21 protein-coding genes, 1 tRNA gene, 1 other RNA gene and 1 pseudogene are annotated in these 25,939 nt (G+C 44.8%); 7 read left to right on the forward strand and 17 right to left on the reverse strand.

The genetic code is table 11. The features are described from left to right. Window positions 1–34: 34 nt before the first annotated feature. The 5 genes from AABI20_RS00760 to glmS all read right to left on the reverse strand — a co-directional run bounded on the left by AABI20_RS00760 (window position 35) and on the right by glmS (window position 6,813). The gene (locus AABI20_RS00760) at window positions 35–1,771 is read right to left on the reverse strand and encodes a proline--tRNA ligase (protein ID WP_338346516.1); all 1,737 of its coding nucleotides are present in this window, start codon (window positions 1,769–1,771) and stop codon (window positions 35–37) included. A gap of 78 nt (window positions 1,772–1,849) precedes the next feature. Next, window positions 1,850–3,103, reverse strand: coding sequence for an RIP metalloprotease RseP (rseP, locus tag AABI20_RS00765; RefSeq protein ID WP_288846066.1), 1,254 nt, complete (start codon window positions 3,101–3,103; stop codon window positions 1,850–1,852). A gap of 81 nt (window positions 3,104–3,184) precedes the next feature. Continuing rightward, on the reverse strand, window positions 3,185–3,982 hold the full coding sequence (locus AABI20_RS00770) for a phosphatidate cytidylyltransferase (protein WP_047975237.1): 798 nt from the start codon (window positions 3,980–3,982) through the stop codon (window positions 3,185–3,187). 93 nt (window positions 3,983–4,075) lie between these two features. Beyond that, the gene (locus AABI20_RS00775; RefSeq protein WP_338346517.1) at window positions 4,076–4,861 is read right to left on the reverse strand and encodes an isoprenyl transferase; all 786 of its coding nucleotides are present in this window, start codon (window positions 4,859–4,861) and stop codon (window positions 4,076–4,078) included. A 146-nt stretch (window positions 4,862–5,007) separates the two neighbouring features. Continuing rightward, window positions 5,008–6,813 carry a glutamine--fructose-6-phosphate transaminase (isomerizing) gene (gene glmS, locus AABI20_RS00780; protein WP_338345687.1) on the reverse strand — a complete coding sequence of 602 codons (1,806 nt, stop codon included), beginning with the start codon at window positions 6,811–6,813 and terminating at the stop codon, window positions 5,008–5,010. Window positions 6,814–7,050: 237 nt separating this feature from the next. On the opposite strand from glmS, the gene ade reads away from it, so the two are divergent. Both ade and AABI20_RS00790 read left to right on the forward strand, forming a co-directional pair. Further along, on the forward strand, window positions 7,051–8,709 hold the full coding sequence (gene ade, locus AABI20_RS00785; RefSeq protein ID WP_047975235.1) for an adenine deaminase: 1,659 nt from the start codon (window positions 7,051–7,053) through the stop codon (window positions 8,707–8,709). Window positions 8,710–8,719: 10 nt separating this feature from the next. Further along, window positions 8,720–9,220: a hypothetical protein gene (locus AABI20_RS00790; RefSeq protein WP_338346518.1), complete on the forward strand. Its 501-nt coding sequence runs from the start codon at window positions 8,720–8,722 to the stop codon at window positions 9,218–9,220. 158 nt (window positions 9,221–9,378) lie between these two features. Here the strand turns inward: AABI20_RS00790 and AABI20_RS00795 are convergent, their stop codons facing one another. After that, complete coding sequence (locus AABI20_RS00795) at window positions 9,379–11,757, reverse strand: FtsK/SpoIIIE family DNA translocase (RefSeq protein ID WP_338346519.1); 2,379 nt, start codon at window positions 11,755–11,757, stop codon at window positions 9,379–9,381. 356 nt (window positions 11,758–12,113) lie between these two features. Between AABI20_RS00795 and AABI20_RS00800 the strand changes: the two genes are divergently transcribed. Next, on the forward strand, window positions 12,114–12,914 hold the full coding sequence (locus tag AABI20_RS00800) for a manganese catalase (RefSeq protein WP_047975232.1): 801 nt from the start codon (window positions 12,114–12,116) through the stop codon (window positions 12,912–12,914). Between the two features lie 150 nt (window positions 12,915–13,064). Here AABI20_RS00800 and AABI20_RS00805 read toward each other — a convergent pair whose 3' ends face one another. Further along, window positions 13,065–13,811 carry an SDR family NAD(P)-dependent oxidoreductase gene (locus AABI20_RS00805; protein ID WP_338346520.1) on the reverse strand — a complete coding sequence of 249 codons (747 nt, stop codon included), beginning with the start codon at window positions 13,809–13,811 and terminating at the stop codon, window positions 13,065–13,067. 62 nt (window positions 13,812–13,873) lie between these two features. After that, window positions 13,874–14,875, reverse strand: a complete 1,002-nt coding sequence (locus AABI20_RS00810) for an NADP-dependent oxidoreductase (protein ID WP_288846056.1) — start codon at window positions 14,873–14,875, stop codon at window positions 13,874–13,876. Window positions 14,876–15,019: 144 nt separating this feature from the next. Between AABI20_RS00810 and AABI20_RS00815 the strand changes: the two genes are divergently transcribed. After that, the gene (locus AABI20_RS00815) at window positions 15,020–15,601 is read left to right on the forward strand and encodes a TetR/AcrR family transcriptional regulator (protein WP_288846055.1); all 582 of its coding nucleotides are present in this window, start codon (window positions 15,020–15,022) and stop codon (window positions 15,599–15,601) included. A gap of 303 nt (window positions 15,602–15,904) precedes the next feature. Here the strand turns inward: AABI20_RS00815 and AABI20_RS00820 are convergent. The 3 genes from AABI20_RS00820 to AABI20_RS00830 all read right to left on the reverse strand — a co-directional run bounded on the left by AABI20_RS00820 (window position 15,905) and on the right by AABI20_RS00830 (window position 17,732). Beyond that, window positions 15,905–15,976 (reverse strand) — tRNA-Glu (locus tag AABI20_RS00820). Between the two features lie 86 nt (window positions 15,977–16,062). Continuing rightward, entirely contained in the window at window positions 16,063–16,575 is a 513-nt protein-coding gene (locus AABI20_RS00825; RefSeq protein WP_248660775.1) for a tRNA (cytidine(34)-2'-O)-methyltransferase, read from the reverse strand. Continuing rightward, window positions 16,572–17,732: an AI-2E family transporter gene (locus AABI20_RS00830; RefSeq protein ID WP_288846053.1), complete on the reverse strand. Its 1,161-nt coding sequence runs from the start codon at window positions 17,730–17,732 to the stop codon at window positions 16,572–16,574. Before AABI20_RS00830 ends, AABI20_RS00825 begins: the two co-directional genes overlap by 4 nt. 229 nt (window positions 17,733–17,961) lie before the next feature. Between AABI20_RS00830 and AABI20_RS00835 the strand changes: the two genes are divergently transcribed. Next, the gene (locus AABI20_RS00835; RefSeq protein ID WP_047974257.1) at window positions 17,962–18,993 is read left to right on the forward strand and encodes a lactonase family protein; all 1,032 of its coding nucleotides are present in this window, start codon (window positions 17,962–17,964) and stop codon (window positions 18,991–18,993) included. 117 nt (window positions 18,994–19,110) lie between these two features. Here AABI20_RS00835 and AABI20_RS00840 read toward each other — a convergent pair whose 3' ends face one another. The 5 genes and pseudogenes from AABI20_RS00840 to recU all read right to left on the reverse strand — a co-directional run. Further along, complete coding sequence (locus AABI20_RS00840) at window positions 19,111–20,598, reverse strand: ABC transporter substrate-binding protein/permease (protein ID WP_338346521.1); 1,488 nt, start codon at window positions 20,596–20,598, stop codon at window positions 19,111–19,113. Between the two features lie 182 nt (window positions 20,599–20,780). Next, window positions 20,781–21,149, reverse strand: an RNA gene (gene rnpB, locus AABI20_RS00845) — RNase P RNA component class B. Window positions 21,150–21,206: 57 nt separating this feature from the next. Next, window positions 21,207–21,590: a DivIVA domain-containing protein gene (locus tag AABI20_RS00850; protein ID WP_248660779.1), complete on the reverse strand. Its 384-nt coding sequence runs from the start codon at window positions 21,588–21,590 to the stop codon at window positions 21,207–21,209. A gap of 258 nt (window positions 21,591–21,848) precedes the next feature. After that, window positions 21,849–22,406 (reverse strand): SLOG family protein, encoded by a 558-nt coding sequence (locus tag AABI20_RS00855; protein WP_047974254.1) that lies wholly within the window; start codon window positions 22,404–22,406, stop codon window positions 21,849–21,851. A gap of 191 nt (window positions 22,407–22,597) precedes the next feature. Further along, window positions 22,598–23,206 (reverse strand): annotated as a pseudogene (recU, locus tag AABI20_RS00860) (Holliday junction resolvase RecU); the annotation flags it as partial. Between the two features lie 146 nt (window positions 23,207–23,352). On the opposite strand from recU, the gene AABI20_RS00865 reads away from it, so the two are divergent. Continuing rightward, a complete protein-coding gene (locus AABI20_RS00865) occupies window positions 23,353–24,387 on the forward strand; it encodes a branched-chain amino acid aminotransferase (protein ID WP_047974253.1) in 1,035 nt (344 codons plus the stop codon). Window positions 24,388–24,524: 137 nt separating this feature from the next. Here AABI20_RS00865 and AABI20_RS00870 read toward each other — a convergent pair whose 3' ends face one another. Beyond that, window positions 24,525–24,875 (reverse strand): hypothetical protein, encoded by a 351-nt coding sequence (locus AABI20_RS00870; RefSeq protein WP_047974252.1) that lies wholly within the window; start codon window positions 24,873–24,875, stop codon window positions 24,525–24,527. A 223-nt stretch (window positions 24,876–25,098) separates the two neighbouring features. Between AABI20_RS00870 and AABI20_RS00875 the strand changes: the two genes are divergently transcribed. After that, a complete protein-coding gene (locus AABI20_RS00875; protein WP_338346522.1) occupies window positions 25,099–25,800 on the forward strand; it encodes a response regulator transcription factor in 702 nt (233 codons plus the stop codon). Window positions 25,801–25,939: the final 139 nt, after the last annotated feature.

A 25,939-nucleotide genomic window follows, 5' to 3' on the forward strand; every position in this document is an offset into this window, starting at 1 on the left:
CAAAAAGCCGATCTACATCGGCTTTTTGTCAAACTTACTGTGCATCTTCTTGCCCATCTAATAAGACGGCAATCGATTCATTTACTTCTGAAATACGCATTTCAAATTCAGATTGGGTACCACGGACAGTGACTTCCACAATCCCTTCACCAGCCTTCTTACCAATCGTAATGCGAATTGGCAAACCAATCAAATCAGCATCGGCGAACTTGACACCTGGACGTTCCTTACGGTCATCAACCAAGACTTCTAATCCTTGGGCAGTCAATGAAGCTTCCAATTCAGCCGTGACCTTGGCCTGGTCATCATCCTTCAAGTTGATGGGCACAAGGTGAACATCGAATGGCGCAACGCTTGCTGGCCAAACCAATCCCTTGTCGTCACTCTTTTGTTCTGCAATCGCAGCCAACAAACGAGAAACGCCAATGCCATAAGAACCCATAATCATGTCAGTATTCCGGCCATTTTCATCAAGTACTTGGGCACCCAAGGCCTTTGAATACTTTGTTCCTAGTTTGAAAATGTGGCCAATTTCGATTCCCTTGGTGAATTGTAGCTTTCCCTTACCGTCAACGGAAAGGTCACCTTCCTTTGCCGTCCGAAAATCAGCAACCCGGTCATCCGCCAATTCAACATCGCGACCCCAGTTCACGTTCAAGAGGTGCTTGCCATCTTCATTGGCTCCTGCGGCAAAGTTGAGCAAATCAGCGGCACGCTCGTCAACCAGTAATTGAACGTTTTCTGGCAAACCAACTGGTCCTAATGAGCCAAATGATGCCCCAACAGTTTCCTTAACCAATCCTTCATCGGCCAATTCAACTTCTGGATAACCCAAATGATTTTGGACCTTAACCAAGTTCACTTCAAAGTCACCAGTTGTCACAACAGCAACCAAGTCTTGGTCAGGAGTGATAACCATGATTGTCTTCACTAGCTGAGCTGGATCCTCATCCAAAAGTTCTGCCAATTCTGCAATCGTTTTTGCATTTGGCGTATCAATCTTTTGTAATTCAGCTAATTCTTGACCCTCTTGTGGATTTTCCTGGCGAACATAAGCATCCTTGGCCATTTCCAAGTTAGCTGCATATTCGCTTTGATCAGAATAAACAATCGTGTCTTCCCCAGCAGCTGCGGGTGCTGAGAATTCCTTTGAATCAGAACCACCCATGGCACCAGCATCACCAACGATTACCCGGTAATCAATGCCAATTCGATCAAAGATTTTCACGTAAGCTACTTCCATCTTCGTAAAGGCAGCATCCAAACCAGCTTGATCAGCTGAGAATGAATAGGCATCCTTCATAATAAATTCACGCGTCCGCAAAAGGCCAAAACGTGGACGACCTTCATCACGGAACTTGGCTTGAATTTGATAAACCAATAATGGCAACTTCTTGTAAGACTTCACATCGTTAGCAAAAAGTTCCGTAAAAGTCTCTTCGTGCGTTGGACCCAAGATAAAATCACGGTCCTGACGGTTCTTAAACTTATATAAATCCTGACCGTAAGTCGCATAACGGCCTGACCGCTCCCACAATTCAGCTGGCAAAACTTCAGGCACCAACATTTCGTTGGCATCCACCGCATCCATTTCTTCACGGATGATGGCTTCAATTTTGTTCAACACACGCTTTGCCAATGGTAAGTAAGCAAACATTCCAGCTGTAACGGGTCGAATGTAACCGGCCTTCAAGAGCAACTGATGTGATTTTACTTCGGCGTCAGCGGGAATCTCCCGCAAGGTTGGCATGAAAAGCTGTGATTGTTTCATAAAGTCCTTCTTTCGACTAATTTTAATTAATAGGCAATGGCCTGTCATGAAAAAGCGAATAACATTATTTGTAAATCATTATTGACCCAAGTCCTTAATGGTCACTAGGATCATCAAGACAACCAGCAAGGCTGTTCCAGCACCAGTCAATGTTGTTGCTAACCAGGCAGGCGCAGGTCGCCTGAAGATTCCTTCAATAAGGTCTAAAAAGATTTTACCACCATCTAATGGCGGAATTGGTAAAAGATTGATTAAGCCCAGGTTAACCGATAGCAGTCCCAGCAAGGCTAGCACCGTAACAAATCCTTGGTGCGATGCCTGGGCAGTTGTCTTGGCTAACATCACGGGGCCACCCAGTTTGTTGATTGAAAAGCCACCCACAAAAAGATCCTTGATTCCGTTACCTACTTGGGTAAACCATGTACCCGTATTGAGGAGAGAAAACTTAATTCTTGACAGCGGATCGCGGTAACTTTTCACCCCAACCCCGATTCGAATTTGTTTTTGTCCTGAAACCTCGATCAATTCAGGCGTTACAGTTTTATTCAATGTCTTGCCTGACCGACTGATTTTCAATTGCAGTGATTGGTCGGCCTTCTTCGTCACCTCATTAGCAAAATCAGTAAAGCTCTGAACGCTTTGACCGTTGACTGCCAAAATCTTATCGCCAGGCTGGATACCAGCCTGAGCGGCTGGTTCACTCTTGACCACCTGGCCAATAATTGGTTCATTAAAGTGAACTGAAGGCAAGGCAAAACTTAAGATTCCGGCAGCTAAAATAGCCAAAATAAAGTTCATCGCCGGCCCCGCAAAGTTAATCAACAACCGTTTCCAAACAGGCGCTGATTCAACCCACGTGCTTGCGGGAGCAATACGCGTAGTAATCCCCTCTTGGTCGGTCTTAATCGCCGTTTGGGCAACCGTCAACGTTTGCAAGTTTTCTTCATCCTGACGGTAACCGGTCATGGTCATGTCATGGACCAAATCAGCTGAATCGACTTGGAAAAAGAAGCCGGGGCCATCCTGGTCAACCCGCTCATCCATGCTTTCAACTTCGCCGGCCTGATTTAAGACCAGTCGAAAACGCTGCCCAGCTTCGAGCTCATCCTTTTCCATCTCGCTCGCCATGCGCACATAGCCACCCACGGGTAAAAGACGAATCGTATAAGCCGTTTGATTCTTATACCATGATAAAATTTTTGGGCCCATGCCAATAGCAAATTCACGAACCAAGACACCTGATTTTTTGGCGACAATAAAGTGTCCAAATTCATGGAAACCGACCAACAGGCCAAAAACAATCAAAAAAGCGATAATCGCAGTGATGTTCATTTATTTCATCCTTAAAAATAGCTACAAAGTTCTTGTTCTAATTTAGCTGAAAAAAAGCAGCCAGACAACAGGTTTTGGATGTTACTGAAGCATCCCCAAGACAGCCATCAAGGGCATCACGACCAACATCGAGTCAAAGCGGTCTAAGATACCACCGTGGCCTGGCAAAATCCGGCCAGAATCCTTAACGCCAAAGTGACGCTTCAAAGCAGATTCAATCAAATCGCCGATTTGACCAGCGATTGACAGCAAAACAGCCATGATGACCAAATCCCAGACGGCATATGGCAAAGCATTGGTCAAAGCATACAAGGTAACCACAACAACCACCGCAATCACTGTCCCACCAACAGAACCTTCCCAGGTCTTGTTAGGTGAGAGGTTCGGTGACAGCTTGTGTTTACCAAAGGCTTTGCCGACAAAGTAAGCAAATGAATCTGTCAACCAAACCAAAAGCATTCCGAAGAATAAGACGGATAAACCACGGAAATCAGCCAAGTAGAAATAGTGGAATCCTGTTCCAATATAAACCATGGCCAAAAATAGCGTACCAGCATCCTGGAAATTAAAGCTCTTCTTAGCAAAAACCGTTCGAGCAAGGAACAAAAAGGCCAGACCGTAAATCACGGATTGGCTATTAACCGTTGCCGGCCAAAAGCCACTTTGCCAAAAATCTTTCGGCAGGATGATAGCGACAACTCCGATATAAGAAATCAGGGCTTCAAAAGAAACCAATAGCGTGTGGGTCATCTTCAAAACTTCACTCATCGCCACAATTCCCAAAGCAATGGTCAAAACTAGCAATGGTAAGTCCCCAATAATAATTAAGGGAATAAAAACAATCAAGGCCAAAACGGCCGTAATAATCCGCGTTTTCATCGGAATTTCTCACTTTCAAAATTTAAATCTTTTTTTCGTTTATGCCACCCTCTTTTGCATCCGGGTAGTGACTAGATGTCGTGATTACTGATTTTATGAGCTGACCTTACCAAAGCGACGATCACGCTTGGTAAAACTCTCCAGTGCCAATTCCAACTGTTCTTGGTCAAAATCAGGCCAAAGAACCGGCGTAAAGTAAAACTCCGAATAGGCGGCCTGATAAGGTAAGAAGTTCGAGAGTCGTTCTTCACCAGAGGTCCGAATAATCAAATCAGGATCGGCCAAGTCACCTAAGAAGCCTGTCGTTAATTCAGCAGCAAAGGCCGCTGGGTTAATGTCTTCAGCCGCCATTTCGCCTTCCTGCACCTTTTTAGCCAGTACAGCTGCGGCATCAACAATTTCTTTTTGGCCACCATAGTTCAAGGCAAAGTTCAAAACCATCCCAGTATTTTGACTGGTTTGTTCCTTAGCGTCGTAAACCGCCTTTTTGGTTGCTTCGGGCAAGGCATTAATATCACCAATGGTTTCCACCCGAACGTTTTGTTCAATTAGCTCTGGCACAAAGGTATCAAAGAAAGTGACCGGTAGCTTCATTAAAAAGGAAACCTCATCCTTGGGTCGGGACCAATTTTCCGTTGAAAAGGCATAGAGTGTCAAAACCGAGACACCAGCAGAAGAGGCTAATTTAGTAACCGTCTTGACCGTCTCCATCCCTTGCTTATGACCCGCAACCCGGGGCATATGCCGTTTTTTGGCCCAACGACCATTTCCATCCATAATAATGGCTAAGTGCTTTGGAATCTTTAATTCATTTAAGACCAAGTGATGACCGACTAAATGTTTCTTTTTATGTGAAAATACCTTTGCCAACAGGCTCATCGTTTTGTCTCCGTCCGACTTTCGTCATTTAATTCATTCCTCACTATTTTACCAGAAAAAAGCGGGCAAACAAAAAAATGCCGGCTAAAATTCGCCGACATTTTGGTTACTAGTGTTGTTTTTTGATAATTGGGCAGCCAAACACTTTATTGAACCGTGACTGATTTTGCCAGGTTACGAGGACGATCAACATCCAAATGGCGGTCCAATGTTGCATAATAAGCAATCAATTGGGCTGGGATAACAGCCAAGATTGGCATTAACAATTCTTCCACTTCAGGCAAAACAAAAGCATCGCCATCCTTAGTCAAGCTCTTTGAAGCGATCACAACCGTATTAGCACCACGGGCAGCAACCTGAGCCACTTCACCACGGAGTAATCCGGCCGTTTTCTTCTGCGTCAACAATGCGAAGACCGGTGTGCCATCCTCAATCAAAGAAATCGTACCGTGCTTCAATTCCCCGGCTGCAAATCCTTCTGTCTGCACGTAAGAGATTTCTTTCAACTTCAAAGCCGCTTCCAAAGCAACCGCAGCATCCAAGCCACGACCGATATAAAAGGCTGACTTTTGGTCCTTTAAGGCCGTTTCGGCAATCTTCTTAAAGGTTTCCTTTTCGTCCGTGATAGCTGAAATTTCAACAGCAACCTTAGCCAATTCGGCCTTCAAATCAAAGCCAGGGTTCCCCAAGGCTGAAGCTAAGATGGCTTGAACCAAAACTTGGGCTGTATAGGCCTTGGTTGAGGCCACGGCGATTTCTGGGCCGGCCAAGACTGGCAAGGCAAAATCAGCTTCGCGGGTCAACGTTGAATTCATCACGTTGGCCAACGTCAAGGCTGGGAAGCCCTGCTTCTTGACGTTATCCAACACTTCACGAGAATCAGCCGTTTCACCAGACTGAGACAAGAAGATAAAGAATGGCTTAGCTGACAACATTGGTTGGTCATAAGCAAATTCCGAAGCAATGTGCACTTCCGTTGGAATCTGCGCCCATTGTTCGAAGTAACGCTTTCCAACCAAACCGGCGTGGTACGAAGTTCCAGCTGCCACAATGTACAGGCGGTCCGCTTCCTTCATCTTGTCGGTGATGGCACAACCGATTCCTTGCAACTGTCCCTCTTCATCGAAGTAATGAGCAGCAATGTTGCGAGCAACGACCGCTTGTTCATCAATTTCCTTCAACATGTAGTAAGGATAAGCACCCTTATCAGTGTCTTCTGGGTCAATTTCCAATGTAAAGTGTTCACGGTCAACTGGTTCTTCATTAGCGTCATAGACGGCCACTGAACCTGGCTTGATAATGGCGATATCTCCATCACGCAATTCGATAAATTCCTTGGTCACGTCAATCATGGCAGCGGCATCAGACGTCACCACGTTCCCATGGTCAGAGACACCAACCAAAAGTGGTGACTTCTTCTTAGCGGCAAACAAAGTACCAGGTTCCTTCGTATCAATCAACAAGAAGCCATAAGCTGAGTTGTCACCCAACAAAGAAATCATCTTCCGGAAGGCTTCAACGTTTGACAAACCATCTTCAGTAGCAAACTTGTCAACCAATTGAACAGCAACTTCCGTATCCGTTTCAGAAACAAAGTGAACACCTGGCAAGTATTCAGCCTTCAACTCTTGGTAGTTTTCGATGACACCGTTGTGAACCAAGTAAAAACGGTCATCGGCTGACTTTTGTGGGTGGGCGTTTTCAATCGTCACGTTCCCGTGGGTTGCCCAACGAGTATGCGCAATACCAGAAGTACCAATAAAGCCGTTGGCCTTCGCCTTTTCAGCTAATTTGGCAACCCGGCCCTTCTCACGAATATAGGCATCATTGCCTGCATTATCCATCAGATAAACACCGGCAGAATCGTAACCACGGTATTCCAACTTTTGCAAACCATGCAAAAGACATGGCAAAGCCTGTTCAACACCGGTTACTCCAACAATTCCACACATACAAAATTTCTCGCTTTCAAAAAAATTGGTTTGGTAATACTTTTTAAGTTAACAACTGCTATTCTATCAGTATTCATGGCTTAGTCAATCCCAAAATTAATAATTGGTATAGACTAAATGACCAACAGTAGTCAACTTTCTTCACACAGCTGATTTTCCAGGCGTTTAAATCAGTTCCAAAGCCCGGCTGACATGTGCTAAACTAGATAAAATTCAAAACGAAAAAAGGAGTGCACAATGGTACAGCAAGTCGATTACCGTCTTACCGGCGGTCAAGTCTTAAACGTCTTTAATCAGGAATTTGAGGAAAAGGATGTCTGGATTAAAGACAAAAAGATTATCTTTGTCGGTGATAACCAGGACTTGGAGGCCAAGACCACTATCGATTGCCACGATCGCTGGCTCGTGCCCGGCTTTATCGATGCGCACCTTCACATCGAATCATCTTTGCTAACCCCTTCTGAATTCGGCCGTCTTTCTCTTGAAAACGGCGTTACCCGAATCTTCGCCGACCCACACGAAATTGCTTCCGTGGCCGGTATTTCGGGTATCCAGTACATGCTCGATTCTGCCAAGAAGACACCATTGCACATCCACTATATGTTGCCATCTTCCGTGCCAGCCACGCCCTTTGAGCACGCTGGTGCCATCTTAGATGCGGACGCCCTGCGTCCCTTCTACCAACATCCAGAAATTGCCGGTTTAGCCGAAGTAATGGACTTTCCAGCAGTCGCTAACGCCCAGGACGATATGTTGCAAAAGATTGCAGATGCAAAGGAGGCCCACCGTCACGTTGATGGCCACGGGGCTGGGCTAGGTCCGGCTGAACTAGCCATCTACCGCGCCTATGGTATCGACACCGACCACGAGGCCACCAGCAAAAAAGAAGCCCTCGACCGTGTTAACGCCGGCATGGCCGTCTTCTTGCGCGAAGGAACCGTTGAACGCGACGAGCTCGCCCTCCTACCGGCCGTAACAAAGGCCAACGAAGGTCACTTCGCCTTTGCTACCGATGATAAATCAGCCGCGGACATCCAAAAAGAAGGCTCCATCAACTTCAACATCGCCTTGGCCATCGAGAATGGTCTCACACCCGAATTGGCCTACACCCTGGCTTCTTATAACGGTGCAACCGCCCACCACCTGCAAAATGTCGGTGCCTTAGCTCCTGGTTTCGAGGCCGATTTGGTCATACTGACTGATCCAAAGCAAGTTACCATTGACCAGGTCATGGTCGGTGGCCAATTCTTTCAAAATGAGCAAGAAGACGTCTTGCGCCTTCCCGGTCAGCAAATCAATTTGACCTTTAGCAAAGCCGATTTGGCCTTGCCATTAGATGCCAGTAAGCCAGCCCACGTGATTGAAATTGAGCCCCACCACATCACCACGAAGCACCAGGTCGAAATGGTGCCAGTTGATGCAGACGGTCAATTCGCACCAAACGAAACCTTTGCCAAGGTGGCCGTGATTGAACGCTACCACGACCTCGGCCACGGTCTGGGTATCATCAAGGGCCTTTCTCTAAAAGATGGCGCTATCGCCTCAACCATTGCTCACGATTCCCACAACTTGATCGTTGCTGGTGTCAATGACGACGATATGGTCTTGGCCGTTGAAACCCTCAAGAAAATCGGTGGTGGCCAAGTGGTTGTCAAAAACGGTCAGGTGACGACCTTACCATTACCTATCGGCGGTTTGATGTCTGATTTGCCTTACGAAGGATTAATTCAAAAGCAGCAGACCCTAAACGAAGCCTTTGCCAAAATTTCACCGCTAACCTTCGATCCGTTCTTGACCCTTTCTTTCATGGCCCTGCCCGTGATTCCTTCATTGAAAATTACCGACCAAGGACTCTTTGACTTCGCACAATTTGCCTTTATTCAAATTCAGGATTAAACTATTTCTCATGCAAGCTATTAATATTACTCCAACCGAATTACTTAACGTCCTCGCCGGCCAAGAAGTTACAGCTGACGAAAAGATGACCGGCCAGTTCCTCCTAGTTGCTAAGGAAAATCAGGACCTCCACCTGCCGTCAGCCATGGCGGGTGCCGTCGCCGATATCGCACTCGGCCAAGTCCAGTTACAAACTTTGGTCCACCCCATGAAAATCGCGGTCAACTTACCCGATTGGACACCCTACCAGATTGAAGAAAGCTTCTTAACCAAGGAGCCCCATAACTGGTTTGGCCCCGAAGCCATTGTGATTGAAAAGCGTTTCGACGACTTTACAAAGGAATACGAAGGTCCTCGCGATGACCGTGGTGGCATTCCACGAACGGCGATTCCAAAGAACATCGCCGAGCCACTCCTCATCGAAGACGCCTACTGGGCGGCCTACAAGACCTTTGTCAACGATCCCGACGGTTCGTTCGCTAAACAAATCGTGCCCTTTTTCAAAGAATAATTTATCAAGCAATTTTGCGCCAACCCATTTGGGAAGGCGCTTTTTTGATGGAAATTTAGACACTGCCTGCCAAATCCCCCGTCAAATGCTCAAAAAATAAGCACTTAAAAAGCGAAACCACCATTCACTTCGGCAGTTTCGCTTTTTCTTAGCTTTATTTATTCATCGGTTTTCTTGCTAACATTGACATGACGTGGACGGGCCCCGTCAGCCGGTCCAATGTAACCAGCATTTTCGAGGTCGTCAACCAGGCGGGCTGCCCGGTTATAACCAATCCGGAAGCGACGTTGGAGCAATGAAGTTGAGGCCTTCTGCTGGTCAATCACAAATTCTAGTGCTTCCTCGAACAATTCATCATCCGAATTGCCGCCACCACCGTTTTCATCCTGGGCGACTTCCTCATCGGTCACCGTCATCTTCTCATCATAAACGGCATCTTGTTCGCCCTTGACGAAATCAACAATGGCGGTCACATCCTGATTTGAAATAAAGGCGCCCTGCAGTCGCTTATGAGCCTTGCCAGGTGGGGCAAAAATCATGTCTCCGCGGCCAAGCAACTTTTCGGCCCCGTTCGTATCCAAAATTGTCCGCGAATCGATTCCCGATGCCGTTCGAAAGGCGATTCGACCGGGAATATTCGACTTAATCGTTCCATTAATCACCTTCACGTCGGGACGCTGGGTCGCCAGAATCATATGGATTCCGGCAGCTCGCGCCTTGGCTCCCAAGCGGGCAATCGAAACTTCAATTTCAGAGCCAACCGTTGCCATCAAATCAGCAAATTCATCGACAACCGCCACGATGTAGGGCAATTTCGTCATGATGGCGTTGCCGGTTTCCTTGGCATGAGCATTGTTGTCGTCAACGGCCGCATTATACTCACCGATATTGCGCTTGCCAAATTGAGCCAGCAGATCATAGCGGTTTTCCATTTCATCTACTAACTTTTGCAGCGACTTGGCTGCCTTACGTGGATCGGAAACAACGGGCGTCAACAGGTGCGGAATACCATTGTAAATCGATAACTCGACCACCTTAGGATCGACCATCATCAGCTTTACTTCGGAAGGCTTGGCCTTTAAGAGCAAGGAAATAATGATGCCGTTCAACCCAACTGATTTTCCAGAACCCGTGGATCCAGCAATCAGCAAGTGCGGCATGGCTGATAAGTCCACTAACACGATATTGCCAGTCACATCACGGCCCAATGGAACCGTTAGCAAGCCCTGGTCTAAAGTGTTGGACTGCTCAATCATCGAGCGAAAACCAACGACCGCCTGCGTATCGTTTGGCACTTCGATGCCGACGTAGGGCTTTCCAGGGATTGGCGCTTCAATTCGAATTGATTTCGCCGCTAAGGCCAAAGCCAAGTCATCCGCCAAATTCGCAATCCGGTTGACCTTCACACCCTGACCCGGCTTGAGCTCATACTGAGTAACCGTTGGTCCCAAGGAAACCGAGGACACGGTCGCGTCCACGCCAAAGGATTGTAGCGTGTCATGGACCAGACGAGACTTCGCATTCAAACTTTGCGCCTCCTTAGTCTGGTCAGTCGGCTGAGTCTTTGTTAAGAGTGAGGTTTGTGGCAACTGGTAATCATCGTCATCCACAGCACTAGCATTAAGGTGTACGTCCTCATTTCCCTGCGGAGTAACGGGTTGGGCTGGTGCAGCTGCTGGGCTTGGCGTTGTCGGCGCCTGCCAGTTAATAGTTGGTTCAACCGGGTCGGCACCTAAATTCAATCCTTCTTCTACTGGCAAATCAGCACCATCACCGTTAATATCTTTGGCAGGGTCGGGGAAGAATGGGGCTGCTGCCGGTTCATCCGCCCTTGGCTCCGTTTTACTCAAGCCTAATGGGTGGTCACCAAATTCTGTCAAATCCTGTTGTTTCTTCTCAGCCAGCAATTGACGCTGATCGCGCTTTTGACTTTGTTGCTTTTGGAACTCCGTAAAGTTTTCATGGGCCTTGACAACACCCTTTTGTGCCAAGTCACGAGCGGGCAAACGAAAAGTGACAATTACACCCGCAATATACAAAACAACGACAATAATCGCTACACCAACGTTTGATAAGAGGGTGAAGGTTAATTGGTATAAAAGAGCCCCTAGCATACCAGCTCCAACCGGTGTTCCAGCGGATTGATTGGTCATATCCTGGCCAATCAATCGAATTACCTGGGAAGCATAACCACCACCTGGCAATTCGTTCTGTGTGAAGAACAGCATCGATGACAGCAAAACCGTTGCTAAGTAGATCATCCCCACTCCGACATAGATGCGACCTGGAATTGGATAACTTTTATCCATCACCAAATAAATCGTTGCCCAAGCAATCAGTGGCAACAAAGTAATTTGGTAAAGATTTCCAAAGAAAAAACGCACCATATCGGCTAGATAAATACCAAAAAGTCCTAATTGAAAAATCGCAAAAATTGATAATAAGATAATCGCCAGTAGGCCAACAATTTGTCCAGCAGCTCCTGCCCGACTAACTTTCTTTTTCTTTTGACTGCGACGTTTCGTCTGCTTAGCCATGAGGGTTCTCCTTTGCAAAAGACCAACTAAATAGTCTAAAAATGTCTAGTTCACTCCTTCTATCTTAGCACAGTCGCCTCTTTTGCTCCTAGTGTTTTCAGGACTGAAAACACTAGCTTTAGCGACGGTCGTCTAGACCATTTTCCTGATTTTCCCTTTACCTGCTCCTATTGTCCATGATAAACTAATTTCAACGCAAAATATTAAAATTGGAAAGGTTGATATATACCGACTAATTTTAATGTTAATTACTAGAGAATAGGCGTTTAATAGTTATTATTTTATAAATAATTATAAATTGGTACTGTTTATTTTTTAACAAATATTCTCACGAAGAGCACAGAAAGTAGGAAATTATGTTCACGCACACTCGGAAGTTACAATACAACGCCAAGCCTGATCGTCCGGACCCATTGATGGCCCGTCGTCTGCAAGAAGCATTGGGTGGCCAATGGGGTGAAACAACCGGCATGATGTCATACCTTTCACAGGGTTGGTCATCAACTGGCGATGAAAAATACAAAGACTTACTTTTAGACACTGGAACCGAAGAAATCGGTCACGTGGAAATGATTTCAACAATGATTGGCTATTTGCTTGAAGGTGCGCCAATCTCTGATGCTGACGTTGCCGGCGATCCACTTAAGGCAGCCACATTGTCCGGTATGGACCCTGAACACGCACTGGTTCATGGTTTGAACGCCGGTCTAACAAACCCAAATGGTGCAGCTTGGAACGCCGGCTATGTAACTTCATCTGGTAACCTGGTGGCCGACATGCGTTTTAACGTTGTTCGTGAATCACAGGCCCGCCTCCAAGTTTCTCGTCTCTACAACATGACAGAGGACAAGGGAATCCGCGATATGTTGAAGTTCTTGTTGGCTCGCGAAACGCAACACCAACTTCAATTTATGAAGGCCCAAGAAGAACTCGAAGAAAAGTACGGCGTCATCGTTCCTGGCGACATGGGCGATATCGAGCATTCAGAATTCGCCCACACCATCATGAGCTTCTCTGACGGCGCTGGCTCAAAGGCCTTTGAAGGCCAGGTAGCCAAGGACGGACACAAGTTCACTTACCAAGAACACCCTGAAGCCATGGGCGGCGTTCCTGAGGTGAAGCCCGCGGACAAGCGCCTGAAGAACAATCAAGGCTAATTTTCGCCCACCAATTGGGCCCTCTCCCTTATATTTATATATGAAAGAAGCTGCTTACCTCTTCGATTTGAGAAGAAGTAGGCAGCTTTTTACTTTTTATTTGAATAAAAATCAGTATCTAATAAGTATGCTGTTAACGCAACAAATCGTTTAACGGCCGGCCAAAACACCACCATCGATTACCAATTCAGCACCAGTTGTATAACTAGCTTCATCAGAAGATACATAGGTCACAGCTTTAGCAATATCGATTGGTTTACCCATAAGTGGAATTGGTTCTTTTGAACTTTTAATCCCTTCTCGATAGCTATCAGGAACAAGATCCGTATCAACTAAAGAAGGATGAATAGAATTAACTCGAATATTTTTGCCCATTTTAATCGCCTCTACAGCCGCCGACTTAGTCAGCGCTCTGGTACCGCACTTCGAGGCAGCATAAGCTCCCACCCCAGGCATCGGTGTCGCAATTCCCAAAACAGACGAAACATTGACAATACTACCACTATCCATCTTTTGTAATGCAATCTTGTTACCTAAAAAAGTTCCCGTCAAATTGACATCAATTATTTTTTGCCACTCATCTAGACTTGTATCAACAATTAGCTTACCTGCACCACCAATCCCTGCATTGTTCACTAAAATATCCCAGTGACCAAAATGAGACAAAGTTTTTTCAACAACTGTATTCCAATCATCTTCATTACTAATATCTTGATACAAATAAATAATTTGATTTTGTTTCCCAAGTTCAGAAGCTACCTGAACACCTAAAGATTCACGACGACCTGTAATAACTACTTGAGCCCCTTCTGCCAGAAAATCTTCAGCGATGGCTCTACCAATTCCGGAAATACCACCTGTTACAATTGCAACTTTATTTTTTAATCGATTAGTCATTGTTTATTTCTCCCTTTGTTTAAATTTTTAAGAGCACTTCAGCTCATTTACCGTTATTATTTTTAAAATGTAATCACTACTTTACCATTTGGATGACCGTTGAATACTAAATCCAAAGCGTCATTAATATCATCAATATTAAAAATTGTATTGTTCACCGCTGGAACAATATTGTTTTTTTTAATAATTTTTGATAATTCATATAGCTGAAAACCGTTGCTTCTTACAAAAATAAAACGGTATTGAACATTTTTCTTTGAAGCTTTTCGATCAAATTTCGAACCAACCATTGAAAAGAGCATTCTTTTTGCCATTCCAAATTGATGCGTACGTGCAAAACGTTTATTTGGGCCGGTACGTAAAGACAATAACCGACCACCAGGCTTAATAACCGATAATTCTCTATCAAATTCAGAGGCCCCTAATGTGTCGATTACGTAATCAACATCACGCACACTCTCCCAATAGTTTTCAGTTTCATACGAAATATATTGATCGGCACCAAGCCGCAGCGTTTTTTCCTTCAATCTCGCGCTACCACTAACAATGACTCTCATACCGGCATTTTTAGCAACAGGAATTGCTAATTCACCAAAAGATCCCGATCCACCAGTAATTAACACCGTTTCCCCAGCTTGTCCATTTAGTTCTTCGAACAACCCCTGGTAAGCAGTCAATCCAGTTAAAGGTGCTGCAGCCGCTGATTTAAAATCAAGGTTCACTGGCATCTTACTAATAGCCGATGCTGGAACAGCAACATATTCAGCAAAAGCTCCAATATTGTTTAAAGGTAATCGTGTGTAAATCGCATCATTCTTTTTAAACGTTGTAACCTTGTTACCGATTTTTTCGATGATCCCTGATAGTTCATTACCCATTGTCATCGGCAAATTATAATCTTGAATCAACTTCACACTGCCGGTACCTACTAATTTTTCAAGAGGGTTTACCGCAGCAGCTTTGACTTTTACTAGAACTTCATCTTCCTTTATTTCGGGAATAGGAATATCCCGCACAATTAGTTTGAATTCTTTTTCATACTTATCAAGTTGTGCTGCTTTCATATGATGACTCCTTTTTGGTAACTTTTATATTATTTTGTAACCAAAAGAAATCAAAATCGCTTAAGTTACTTTTGTCAACTTTTGTAACCAAATAATTTATGTTAGGATTATAGAAGCTATCCATTACACATCAAGGTAAAAAATATGATAAAAAATGAAAAAGAAAAAATTAACCGTCAAAAAATAATTCAAACTGCAGAATTACTTATTTCAAAATATCATCGTTCCGATATCACACTCAATCAAATTGCCAGTGAGCTAGGTGTTACACACGCAACTATTTACAAACACTTTAAAAACAAAAAGGAACTCTGGGAAGCGGTTAGCAAAAAATGGTTTCAAGAAGTCGTAGTTAAACAAATTAACGTTGGCACTGCTGATGAAATTAAAACCAAAAGACTGCACAAATTACTTTGGTCTTTTGTCAGTGCTAAAAAAAATGCATATAACCAGGACGAAGCAATGTTCATCCTGAACACCGAATATATCGAAAATAATCCAGTCGCACTGCAAGAAATTTTAAAAAGCGTCTATCAAAAAATTAATACTATTATGGACTGGCCTGATAATTCTTTCGCTAATGCTGAATTGATTCTATCAGCCTTTAGTGTTTTCACCCTCCCTACATTTAGGGAAACATGGAACAATCCTGATTTTTATGATCGATTCGAAAGTATGTGGCAATTGGTTTGTCCAGGAATTGAAGCAATGTCGACAAACGAGTAATCACTACTACTTCATTTTTTTGTCAATTGCCCACCATATTCTTAGAGTAAAACTAAAACGACTTAATCTGATATAGCCCCAGAATTAAAACAAAATTCTAGGAATCATATAAAAATAGATTAAAATACTTTTTACGACACATTTTCTGCAAATTCAGCAAAAAATAGTCCAAAATACACATTTACCGCAACTTTTCAGCAAGTTCCAAAAACCCCCATACAAACCAAAAGGCCCTATATCTTTGATATAGAGCCTTTTTTAATGATAACAAAAAAGCCGCAACCGAAGTTGCGACTTTAATAGTAGCTCGTGAGAGAATCGAACTCTCGATTCCGCCGTGAAAGGGCAGCGTCTTAGCCACTTGACCAACGAGCCATGGTCAGTTGTTGCTTGATATCTCTATCAAACAACTATATTAGTATATCAACCATATCTCTAAATTGCAACCCTTTTTTGGAAATTTATTTTAATTTATCTTGTTCGTAGGTATGAATCTTATCCAAGTTAGCAAAATCCTGCTGACGTAGAGCCTCATAGATCACGATTGCCACCGTGTTCGACAAATTCAAAGAACGAATATGTTCGTCGTTTTGTGGAATCCGAATAGCCTTTTCAGGATTCTGACGCATAAAGACTTCAGGCAAACCGGTTGTTTCCTTTCCAAAAAGGAAGTAATGGTCGCCATCATCCAATGTATAATCCGGATCCGTATAGTCCTGGTTAGCAAATTTTGAAACCAGGTATAGGTGATCCGTTGGCTTTAAGGTAGCCAAAAAATCAGGCAAAGAGTCGTGCTTGACCAAATCAACATGGTCCCAGTAGTCCAAACCAGCCCGCTTCACCGCTTTATCTGAAATATCAAAACCTAAAGGCTCGATTAAATGCAAGACGGCATTCGTACCGGCAGTTGTTCGAGCAATGTTACCCGTGTTCGCCGGCATAACCGGTTCAAATAAAACAACGTGATTCGTCATTTTGTTTCTCCTAATTCTTTGTCTAATTCTTCTTTAAATAACTTTGAGTTTGTCCGCCACCAGGTATAAAGGTGAACTACCAAAACCTTTAAGACGGCATAACCAGGGACTGCTAGGATAAAGCCTAGCAGACCAAAAATTTGACCAGAGGCCAACAAAACAACAATCACCGTCACTGGGTGAATATCCAAAGCATCTCCCAAAATTTTCGGTGTAATCACATGGCCTTCCAATGGCTGCTCAATAATCAAAACAATCGCTGCCAAAACCGCCATCTTCACTCCCCCAGTCACAAAAGCAACCGCAAAGACCGGCACCTGGGCCAAGAAGGAACCTAAGTAAGGAATCAGGTTCAGAACACCAGCCAAGATAGCCAACAGGATTCCAGAAGGCAAGCCGATAATCGTATAACCAAGGGCAAACATAATCGTCACTGACATCGCGACTCCCAATTGACCCCGAATGTACTTTGAAATCTGTCCTGATAATTCTGCCAAAAGATTTTTCGTTGATGGTCGCGCCTTGGGCGGCAACTTGTCGATAATAAATTCTGGCAAATGAGCACCGTCAACTAATAAATAATACAGAATAAAGGGCGTTGAAACCAAAACAACACCGACTTCACTTAAGCGGGCCGCAAAGTGGCCAACACCAGAAATACTAGCACCCAGATGAGATTGTACCCAGGCGATCGCCGTATGGTTAATTTGGTCGTTCGACGTGACCAAAATGTTCCGCAACTGATCATACTGCTTCCCTTCAAATGTTTCCTTAATCCAATCCTGGCCCTCACGTAAGTAACTTGGCCAATGGGTTAACAAATCGGTTACTTGGACCGTCACTACCCGAGCCAGAAAGGCAATCGCCGCTACCAAGATGAGGATAAAAAGAACAAGGACAACCAATACAATTCGATTTCGTTTCCAGCCTGACTTCGTTTCCAACTTTGTGACTAAAGGATTCAATAAGTAGTAAAAGACCCCTGCAATCAAAATTGGTGCCCCAACCGCAGCGACAAAGGACTCAATCGGTCCAAAAATAAAGCGTACTTGATAGGCTAACCAAATGATTAACAGGACTAAGACCACCGCAGTTAAAGTTTTAAGTCCCTTAACCGATGTCAACCCCGTCGTTTTTTTTCCGTTTTCTCTCGGCATAGTCGCTCCTTTTCATGACACTTCTATTACTAAATATTTTACCATAGCACTAACGGAAAAAGGGCCTTGACCAACGCTTTCCCCGTGACAATTCGGCGGCAAATGAGCCGCTCTCCTTAAAAATCAGAAACCAACATGTTGTTACTTTTTTAGCTACTCAGTCGAGACCATGACAAAAATGTGCTACAATATTTCTGATTAGAATATTAAAAAAGGAGTGACACTGAACATGACTGTTCATCACGTACTATTTGGTACTTATACCCGCCAAAGTTCAAAGGGCATTTACGAAGCTGATTTTGACGAAGCAACCGGTCAATTGTCCGATGCACGCTTAGTGTTTGCTGGCACGAATCCGACCTACTTGGCGATTTCCAAGGAAAACGTCGTCTACGCCGTTGAAAAGCGTGGCGATGAAGCTGGTGTTGTTTCGCTTGATAATGCCACCCGTCCCATGTCTGAAATCGGTTTGAATGTAACCGAGGGTTCTGCCCCCGCTTACATCGCCGTTGATGAAGACCGTCAATTGGTCTTTACCGGCTACTACCACCGTGGTACGGTTGAAGTTTACGCTATTCAGCCCGGTGGTTCCCTGGTCTTAAAGGACACATGGCACAACAGCGGTTCTGGTCCTCGTCCAGAACAAGACAGCTCCCACGTTCACTATGTCAACTTGACGCCTGACAACCGTTTGGCTGTTGTTGATTTGGGAACCGATGAAGTCATTACCTTAGATGTCAACCCTGACGGCCTCTTGACCGATGTTGCTCGCTATAAGGCGGACGACGGTTTTGGACCACGTCATTTGCGCTTCTCCCCTGACGGCCAATACGCTTACGTCTTGGGTGAATTGTCATCATTACTTTCCGTTTTGAAGTACGACGCAGAAGACGGTTCATTTGCCCATGTGATGACGATTTCAACCATCCCTTCTGACTGGGACGAACACAATGGTGCTGCCGCCATCCGCTTGACAGAAGACGGTCGCTTCATCTATACGTCAAACCGCGGTCACGATTCCGTTTCTGTCTTCCAAACATCCAACATGGGAGCAGAAATCGAATTGATTCAAACGATTTCGACTGAAGGCTCATTCCCTCGCGACATGAACTTCGATCCAGCCGAAAAGTTCTTGGTTGTTGCTAACCAGAAAACGGACAACGTTTCCGTCTTCTCCCGCGACCACGAAACTGGTGAATTAACACTGGTTCAAAAAGACTTTGCCATCCCTGAGGGTGTCCGGGTAAAGTTCGAAGGCTAAAGCCAAACTGATTTTTCAAAGAGTTGCTCAAGCAGCTCTTTTTTTACGTCCTTTTTCATCAAAGTAATCAAAAAAGACTCTTGCAATGAGCAAGAGCCTTTAAGAAAAAAAGTTAAATTAGCGAGCCATGCGCCGCTCGGCATAGCCCAACACCCGTGAAATGGTAAAGGTCAACACGAAGTAAATCAGCGAGGCAATCACCAGTGGCATAAATGGTTCAAACGAAGCTCCCTGAACAACGCCAGTTTCATACATCAACTCGCCGACACCGATAACCGAGATAACGGAGCCTTCCTTGATAACCGAAACAAACTCATTTCCCAAGGCTGGCAAAATCGTGCGGACAGCCTGTGGCAAAATCACCAAACGCATCGTCCTGGCATGGGAAAGTCCCAAAGACCGAGCAGCTTCCGTTTGTCCCTTATCAACCGATTCAATTCCAGAACGGATGATTTCAGCAACGTAGGCAGCGGAATTCAAGCCCATCGCCAGCGAACCAGCTACGAAAGCCGACAAGTGCAAGCCAATCGCCTGTGTTCCGAAGAAGACCATAAAGGCCTGAACCAGCAAAGGCGTTCCCCGGACATATTCAACGTAAATGTTTCCAATCGCCTTGAGGATAAAGACGGATGAAAGCTTCAAGAGGGCAAAGAAAGTTCCTAAAGTGGTTCCAATCAAGACACCAACAACAGCTAAGGCCAACGTAATGCCAGTTCCTTCAACGAAGTAGTGACCGTACTTTTGCCAGTAAGACTTGTCCTTTGAGGAAAACATCTGCTTTTGTGCCTGCTTCTTCCAGTTATTGAACTGACCATTGGTCGTTACCTTATCAATGACCTGGTTGACTTGGGCCACCAAGGCTGGTGAATTCTTAGGAACAGCAATCGATGTCTGTCCGGTTGAATCCGCTGAGAACTTTGGCTCAACCACCGCAAACTTCGGATTCTGATCCGCATAAGCTTGGGCAATCGTCTTTTCAGCCACAACCCCGGCTACAACCCCTTGTGACAACTGAGAAATCAGATTGGGATACTTTTGCAATGAAACAACCGTCGCCCCAGGAATCGTCTTAGCAGCATCTTCCTGGATGGTTTGGGTTTGTGCCCCAATCTTTTGACCAGAGAAGGCTGACAATTCGCCACTTTCATACTTGGCCTTATTTGTCTTCAACACAATCATTGTCTGGGGTGACTTCAGGTAAACATGGGAAAAATCAACTTGTGTCTCTCGCTCCGGTGTTGCTGAGAAACCAGAAGCGATCATATCAATCTTCCCAGTTTTCAAAGCCCCCAAAAGGGCATCAAAGCCCATGTCTTCAATTTGAATTTTAACGCCCAATTTCTTAGCAATCGCCTTTGCTAAGGAGACATCGAAACCAACGATTTGATCCTTACCATCGATTTGGCTATGAAATTCGTAAGGTGCATAGTCGGCTGACAAGCCAACGACCAATGTCCCCTTCTTTTGAATCCGCTCCAAAGTTGGATCTGTTTCATCTGCACTAGCCTTGGTCGTGAAGGCTGCCGCAGATGCTAATACAAGAGGCAAAACCAAGATGGCCAAGGTCATCCAGGTCAGCATTTTTTTGCTAATTTTTTTGAACATATTCAATCCTTTTGTCAGTCACAGACCAACATTTTATTTTTTGTTATCTGACCATTCATTTTGCAATGTCTGACATCAAAAAAGAGCTCGCAAAGTAACCAGCTCTTTTCGCACTTACCTATTCTACCAATAATGAGCCATAAAAAAAAGCCCACGCAAAGTGTGGACTCCCTGAAACAGGTACCTGTAGGCCATGTTTTGTTCCAGTACTTAACAGGGATTAAGCACCTTCAGTAATCATCTATCTAAGCGTTGCCGCCATACCGACCATCGTTTCATTTCACTAGGTCAGCCGCCCCTACCAAAGTTTGGGTTGCCCGCTTGTGGGGTTTACCTCGTCTCAAGTCCTAGACTTTCACCTAGGAATCCGTTTCTATGGCACTTTCAGACCTATTTTGACATAGCACAGCCTTAGCCATTTCAGTCGCCGTCGTGGTTTGCACCACGCCTGGGTTTATTCTTTATCCCAGCACAAACACTACACCCATCGCAGAGTGTGCGAGCATGGACCTTCCTCACATGAGAAATATCATGCGCAATTACTCAGTACCTGCCATTAAACAATTAAACCATCGTTAATCGCACTAAAAAGTTTACCACTTTTTAACTTAGTTTGCACCATTTTCTGAACCGAATACGGCTCGTTCCAAATTAGCAACACGCTTAATCAGATCCAAGTTAGTTGGTGTTGCGCTTGGTGTCTCAACTGGAGCAGGTGCTGACACCTCTTCAATGACCGGTGCGGGTGCAACCGGTTGGGCTTCGCGAACGTGATCTTCAGCAGTCAATTCTTCTTGAGTCTGCTTCAAAGCGGTCTGCAATTGACCGACTTGCGTCTGCAATTCTTCAATGCGCTTGGTGAAAACGCCGTAATCAGAAATGATGTCATCCAAGAAACCATCAACATCATTGGGGTCATAACCGACACCAACGCGCTTTTCCTTAAAAACACGGTTGTAAATATCTTTTTGAGTATACTTTACTTGAGCCACAAGAAACACTCCTTTAAATTCTAATTGAACTAGGCTAATAATACCAGGAAAACCTGGCAGTAGCAAGTTTTACAGTCATGCTAGTAACACTACTGTAATTGTTTCAGATTAAACAAACGTTAATTTTTTAAATTTTATCCAACTTTTTGTCGATTATTTATTTATCAAGGCAAAAGAAACGCCCGGCACTGAGATAAAGCTGCCTTCAAGCCAGTCAATCAGTTAGAGCCACCCCTTATTTTAAGGATTTTCACTTCCTCATTGGTCATGCTGATTTTCCTGGTAATCGTTGGCAAATTCCTGTAAGTCATCCATACTAATCGTTTCCAGTGGGTATGGAGACTGTGCCTGAAAATCTAAAATCGCTTGATAATCGTACTGGGCTTTCCCCGGAAATTCGGCATCATACAGGAGCACCGCACCATCCGTATGGTTTAGGACAAAGTCCTGATACTGGCGCAATTGATACGGCCCCTGATAGTCCTCCTTATGGACATCGGCATAGAAATCAACCTGCTGTTTTAAATCCGCTAACCGCCTCTGGCTCGCCTCCTGCCACTGCGAACCAAAATGACCAAAGGGCAAGAGCATCGCGACCCGCAAATCCGGATATTCTGCTTTTAAATCCAACGCTACTTCAATCACCCAGGTCTCCACTCCGAGTTGACCGCCCGTAATTACCCATTCCAGACCTAGGTCCAACTGTTCTATCATCGTTTTCTTGATAGCATACTTCAGAACCTGAACTTTGGGGTCCTTTTCCTTAAAGACGCCCAATTCATATGTTCGATAACCGGTCATCCAAATCCGGCTCATGGCTGGTGCCCCCCATCAAATTGAGATTGGTCGGATAGACAATCGCCATCTGCTGATTTGGCCTGGTTTGGCTGAGTTGCCTCGCGTGGATTTTTAGCTGGCATTTGTTCTACCTGATCCCCAGCTATTTTTTTTTGATGCCGCTGTGCTCTTTGATCAGCCACCGGCTGACCAGCCCGTTTGCCAACTAACAAATCTGCCAGGTAATCGTCGAGCGCCTGCAAATAATCCAGATTGGGCATCAGACTTGGCTTGACCAAATAGCCTGCTGCCACAACATCGGTATACGGCAATGACCGGTGGCCATCAAGGGCCTGCCAATTGCGGACCAAATCAGGTGCTGGATAGAGGTAAGTTTCATCTAAAAGCGTAAATTTGATTAAAACAAAACCAATGCCTCCTTGGGCCACCACCTCGGATAAGTGGCGCACTTGGTGTTCATGAAAGTTTTTCATTGGAAACGAGGTTTTGTTCTTGGTTTCCTTAGCATCAAAATCAACATAACGCCCCTGATAAACACCGTTATAATCGGTCGTTGATGGTTGTTGAAAATAAGCTTCCGTGATTTTAGCTGCTGATCGTGCCGGATAATCAACATTAACAATCGTTACAGGTGTTGGTTTCTTATAAATAACCGCAAGATGGTTGGCCAAATAGTATTCGTTGGCATCGTTAATCAGGCTTTCAAGAGCCATCCCCCGTCGCCCGAAGAGGAGACCTTTTTGCGTCTTCTTGCCGCGTTGAATTTGATTTTTCACTTGCTGCCCATCGCCATGGACACCCTTGGGATAATTCACCATCGTGTTTCCTCGAATTTCTAAGTTACACTTATTTTAACATATTACATAAATAAGGCGGATTGATGAAAATCTGATAAAATCCCTTGACTTTTTCTCATTTTATTCTAATATAAGGTTAATCATTGAATAACAGAAGGAGAATTATTATGACGAAAGCAAAAGTAAGCGACCTCGATTTTAATAACTTGGGTTTTGGTTATCATGACTTGCCCTACCGCTATAAGGCAGAATACCACGATGGTCAGTGGCAGCCAGGCGAATTGACGACTGATTCAACCATCCATTTGAGCGAGTCAGCCGTTGCCTTGCATTATGGACAAGAAGTCTTCGAAGGTTTGAAGGCCTACCGTCGTAAGGATGGTGGCGTGAACATCTTCCGCCCCGACCGTAACGCCCATCGAATGCATAATTCAGCAGAACGCTTGTTGATGGCTCCTTATCCAGAAGATAAGTTTGTTGAAGCGGTGAAGGAAGTTGTTAAGGCCAACCAAGACTTCATCCCTCCTTATGAATCTGGTGGTTCTTTGTACTTGCGACCATTGTTGATTTCAACTTCACCTGAAATCGGTGTCCACCCCGGCCACGACTTTTTGTTCACCATATTTGCCATGCCAGTTGGTGCTTACTATCCTGGTGGTTTGGCTCCAACGGCCTTTGTGACTTCTGAATTTGACCGTGCTGCTCACGGTGGAACAGGACAAGCCAAGGTTGGTGGTAACTATGCCGCTTCCATGTTGCCTGGTGACAACGCCCACAAGGCCGGTTATTCCGATGTTGTTTACTTGGACCCACGCGAACACGAGTATATCGAGGAGCTCGGTTCTGCCAACTTCTTTGGAATTACCAAGGATGGCCAGTTCAAGACACCAAAGTCACCATCAATTCTCCCTTCTGTTACAAAATACTCACTCTTGGCCTTGGCCGAAGAAATGGGCATGAACCCGGTTGAAGAAGCCATTTCAATTCATGATTTGGATCAATTTGCTGAAGCCGGAGCCATGGGAACAGCGGCCGTGATTTCGCCCGTTGGTTCCATTACCCACGAAGGCAAGAAGCATGTCTTCTTCTCAGAAACTGAAGTTGGCCCAAAGACCCAGGCTCTCTATGACCGCTTGATTGGTATCCAATATGGCGACCAAGAAGGTCCTGAAGGTTGGGTGCAAGACGTACCTTTGGTCTAATACCTGCTTATTCAACTTATAAAATCAGGTTACCCAAATAAAACATTTAATGTCGGATAAATCAGAACGAGCCGCGAGGCTGGTTCTGATTTTTTATGTGTAAAAATAAAAATCCCAGCCTAATGGCTGGCATTAATTTAACTTTGCTTTTGATAGGTTGCGCCCGTCACGTCGCTAATAAAAATCCGGTGGTTCTTAGTAACCGTGGCTTTCGATGTTTCCCCATCGTTTCCTTCAAGGGTTAATTTATTACCCTTCAGCCGGTACTTAACCGTCATCGTCTTTTGACCGTCTGAATAAATCGTTGTTTGATCACCCTTAAAGGTCATCGTCACCTGCGCACTCATATCCCGATAACTCCCCGATAGGTGGGCTTGTTGGTACCTAATCTTTTGGTAGGCCAGTCCAGCCAGCAAGACTGCTAATAGTCCAACCACGACCGTGACAACTCCTTGCCTTTTTTTCAAAACAAGTAAAAATTGCTTCATCCAACTCTCCTTAGGGCCAAATCAGAATTAGTTAACCCTTTCTCATCTGTTACGTTCATCTTACCACACTCCTGTAGGCCTTTTGGCCGATTTTAGTTCATAACCAGCATTTCTTTTCTGAAAAAATTTCAGAAAGCAATTAGTTAAGATTAGTATCGAAAAGAACCAAGTCGCGGTATCCTAGAACTAAAATCAAAACCCATTTTATGAAGGAAAGAGACAAATGGAGACCAGATTACTACTTGTCGAAGATGAGGAAGGCTTGGCCGATTCCCTCTCCACCGAATTTCAGCTAGAAGGCATCCAAGTGACCCAAGCTCACGATGGCCTGGAAGCCCTGAAAATTTTTAATAACCAACCAGATCAATTTGACGTAATCATCTTAGATTGGATGCTTCCACGCCTAGATGGCTTTAGCGTTTTACGCAAAATCCGCAAGGAAAGCGATGTCCAGATTATTATGCTCACGGCCAGAGACTACATTGGTGATAAGTTGGCCGGCCTGACCAACGGTGCCGATGACTATATCACTAAACCCTTTGAAACAGAAGAACTCCTGGCACGAATTGAAATCGCCAAGCGCCACGGCCAACGACTTCTTGAGGAAAATCAGGAATTGCGGGTTGCTGATTTAATTGTCAATATCAAGAAAAAAAGAGTCTCGGAAAACGGCATTATCATCCCCCTCACTCAAAGGGAGTTCGACCTTTTGGTTGTGCTGATGAATCATGAAAATGAGCCCTGCACCCGCGATTACCTCTTAGACACCGTCTGGGGGGTTGACTTCGAAGGCCAACCAAACATCCTCGATGTCTACATAAAAAATCTCCGCAATAAACTCGACCAGAATGAAGACCAGCCAAAGCTGATCCATACCATTCGTGGTACGGGCTATATGCTTTCGGCCAACGTTTCTAATAGCTGATTAATTGGTACAGCAATAGCCGATGCTGCGGACAACTGATTTGGCTTACCCATAACCGCGGCTCCCAATAACTGATTTTCCAAGATACAAAGTCAAGGAAGGTATCCCACCATTGCTCAAAACTAAAAGACCAAAGAAA

Origin of the sequence: Fructobacillus cardui, from assembly GCF_963580785.1 — a bacterium.
Classification (GTDB): domain Bacteria; phylum Bacillota; class Bacilli; order Lactobacillales; family Lactobacillaceae; genus Fructobacillus; species Fructobacillus cardui.

What these genes read in the sequence shown, in the direction of transcription:
- AABI20_RS00760 (WP_338346516.1), bottom strand. Translation starts at nt 1,771, where the DNA reads ATGAAACAATCACAGCTTTTCATGCCAACCTTGCGGGAGATTCCCGCT.
- rseP (WP_288846066.1), bottom strand. Translation starts at nt 3,103, where the DNA reads ATGAACATCACTGCGATTATCGCTTTTTTGATTGTTTTTGGCCTGTTG.
- AABI20_RS00770 (WP_047975237.1), bottom strand. Translation starts at nt 3,982, where the DNA reads ATGAAAACGCGGATTATTACGGCCGTTTTGGCCTTGATTGTTTTTATT.
- AABI20_RS00775 (WP_338346517.1), bottom strand. Translation starts at nt 4,861, where the DNA reads ATGAGCCTGTTGGCAAAGGTATTTTCACATAAAAAGAAACATTTAGTC.
- glmS (WP_338345687.1), bottom strand. Translation starts at nt 6,813, where the DNA reads ATGTGTGGAATTGTTGGAGTAACCGGTGTTGAACAGGCTTTGCCATGT.
- ade (WP_047975235.1), top strand. Translation starts at nt 7,051, where the DNA reads ATGGTACAGCAAGTCGATTACCGTCTTACCGGCGGTCAAGTCTTAAAC.
- AABI20_RS00790 (WP_338346518.1), top strand. Translation starts at nt 8,720, where the DNA reads ATGCAAGCTATTAATATTACTCCAACCGAATTACTTAACGTCCTCGCC.
- AABI20_RS00795 (WP_338346519.1), bottom strand. Translation starts at nt 11,757, where the DNA reads ATGGCTAAGCAGACGAAACGTCGCAGTCAAAAGAAAAAGAAAGTTAGT.
- AABI20_RS00800 (WP_047975232.1), top strand. Translation starts at nt 12,114, where the DNA reads ATGTTCACGCACACTCGGAAGTTACAATACAACGCCAAGCCTGATCGT.
- AABI20_RS00805 (WP_338346520.1), bottom strand. Translation starts at nt 13,811, where the DNA reads ATGACTAATCGATTAAAAAATAAAGTTGCAATTGTAACAGGTGGTATT.
- AABI20_RS00810 (WP_288846056.1), bottom strand. Translation starts at nt 14,875, where the DNA reads ATGAAAGCAGCACAACTTGATAAGTATGAAAAAGAATTCAAACTAATT.
- AABI20_RS00815 (WP_288846055.1), top strand. Translation starts at nt 15,020, where the DNA reads ATGATAAAAAATGAAAAAGAAAAAATTAACCGTCAAAAAATAATTCAA.
- AABI20_RS00825 (WP_248660775.1), bottom strand. Translation starts at nt 16,575, where the DNA reads ATGACGAATCACGTTGTTTTATTTGAACCGGTTATGCCGGCGAACACG.
- AABI20_RS00830 (WP_288846053.1), bottom strand. Translation starts at nt 17,732, where the DNA reads ATGCCGAGAGAAAACGGAAAAAAAACGACGGGGTTGACATCGGTTAAG.
- AABI20_RS00835 (WP_047974257.1), top strand. Translation starts at nt 17,962, where the DNA reads ATGACTGTTCATCACGTACTATTTGGTACTTATACCCGCCAAAGTTCA.
- AABI20_RS00840 (WP_338346521.1), bottom strand. Translation starts at nt 20,598, where the DNA reads ATGTTCAAAAAAATTAGCAAAAAAATGCTGACCTGGATGACCTTGGCC.
- AABI20_RS00855 (WP_047974254.1), bottom strand. Translation starts at nt 22,406, where the DNA reads ATGAGCCGGATTTGGATGACCGGTTATCGAACATATGAATTGGGCGTC.
- AABI20_RS00865 (WP_047974253.1), top strand. Translation starts at nt 23,353, where the DNA reads ATGACGAAAGCAAAAGTAAGCGACCTCGATTTTAATAACTTGGGTTTT.
- AABI20_RS00870 (WP_047974252.1), bottom strand. Translation starts at nt 24,875, where the DNA reads ATGAAGCAATTTTTACTTGTTTTGAAAAAAAGGCAAGGAGTTGTCACG.
- AABI20_RS00875 (WP_338346522.1), top strand. Translation starts at nt 25,099, where the DNA reads ATGGAGACCAGATTACTACTTGTCGAAGATGAGGAAGGCTTGGCCGAT.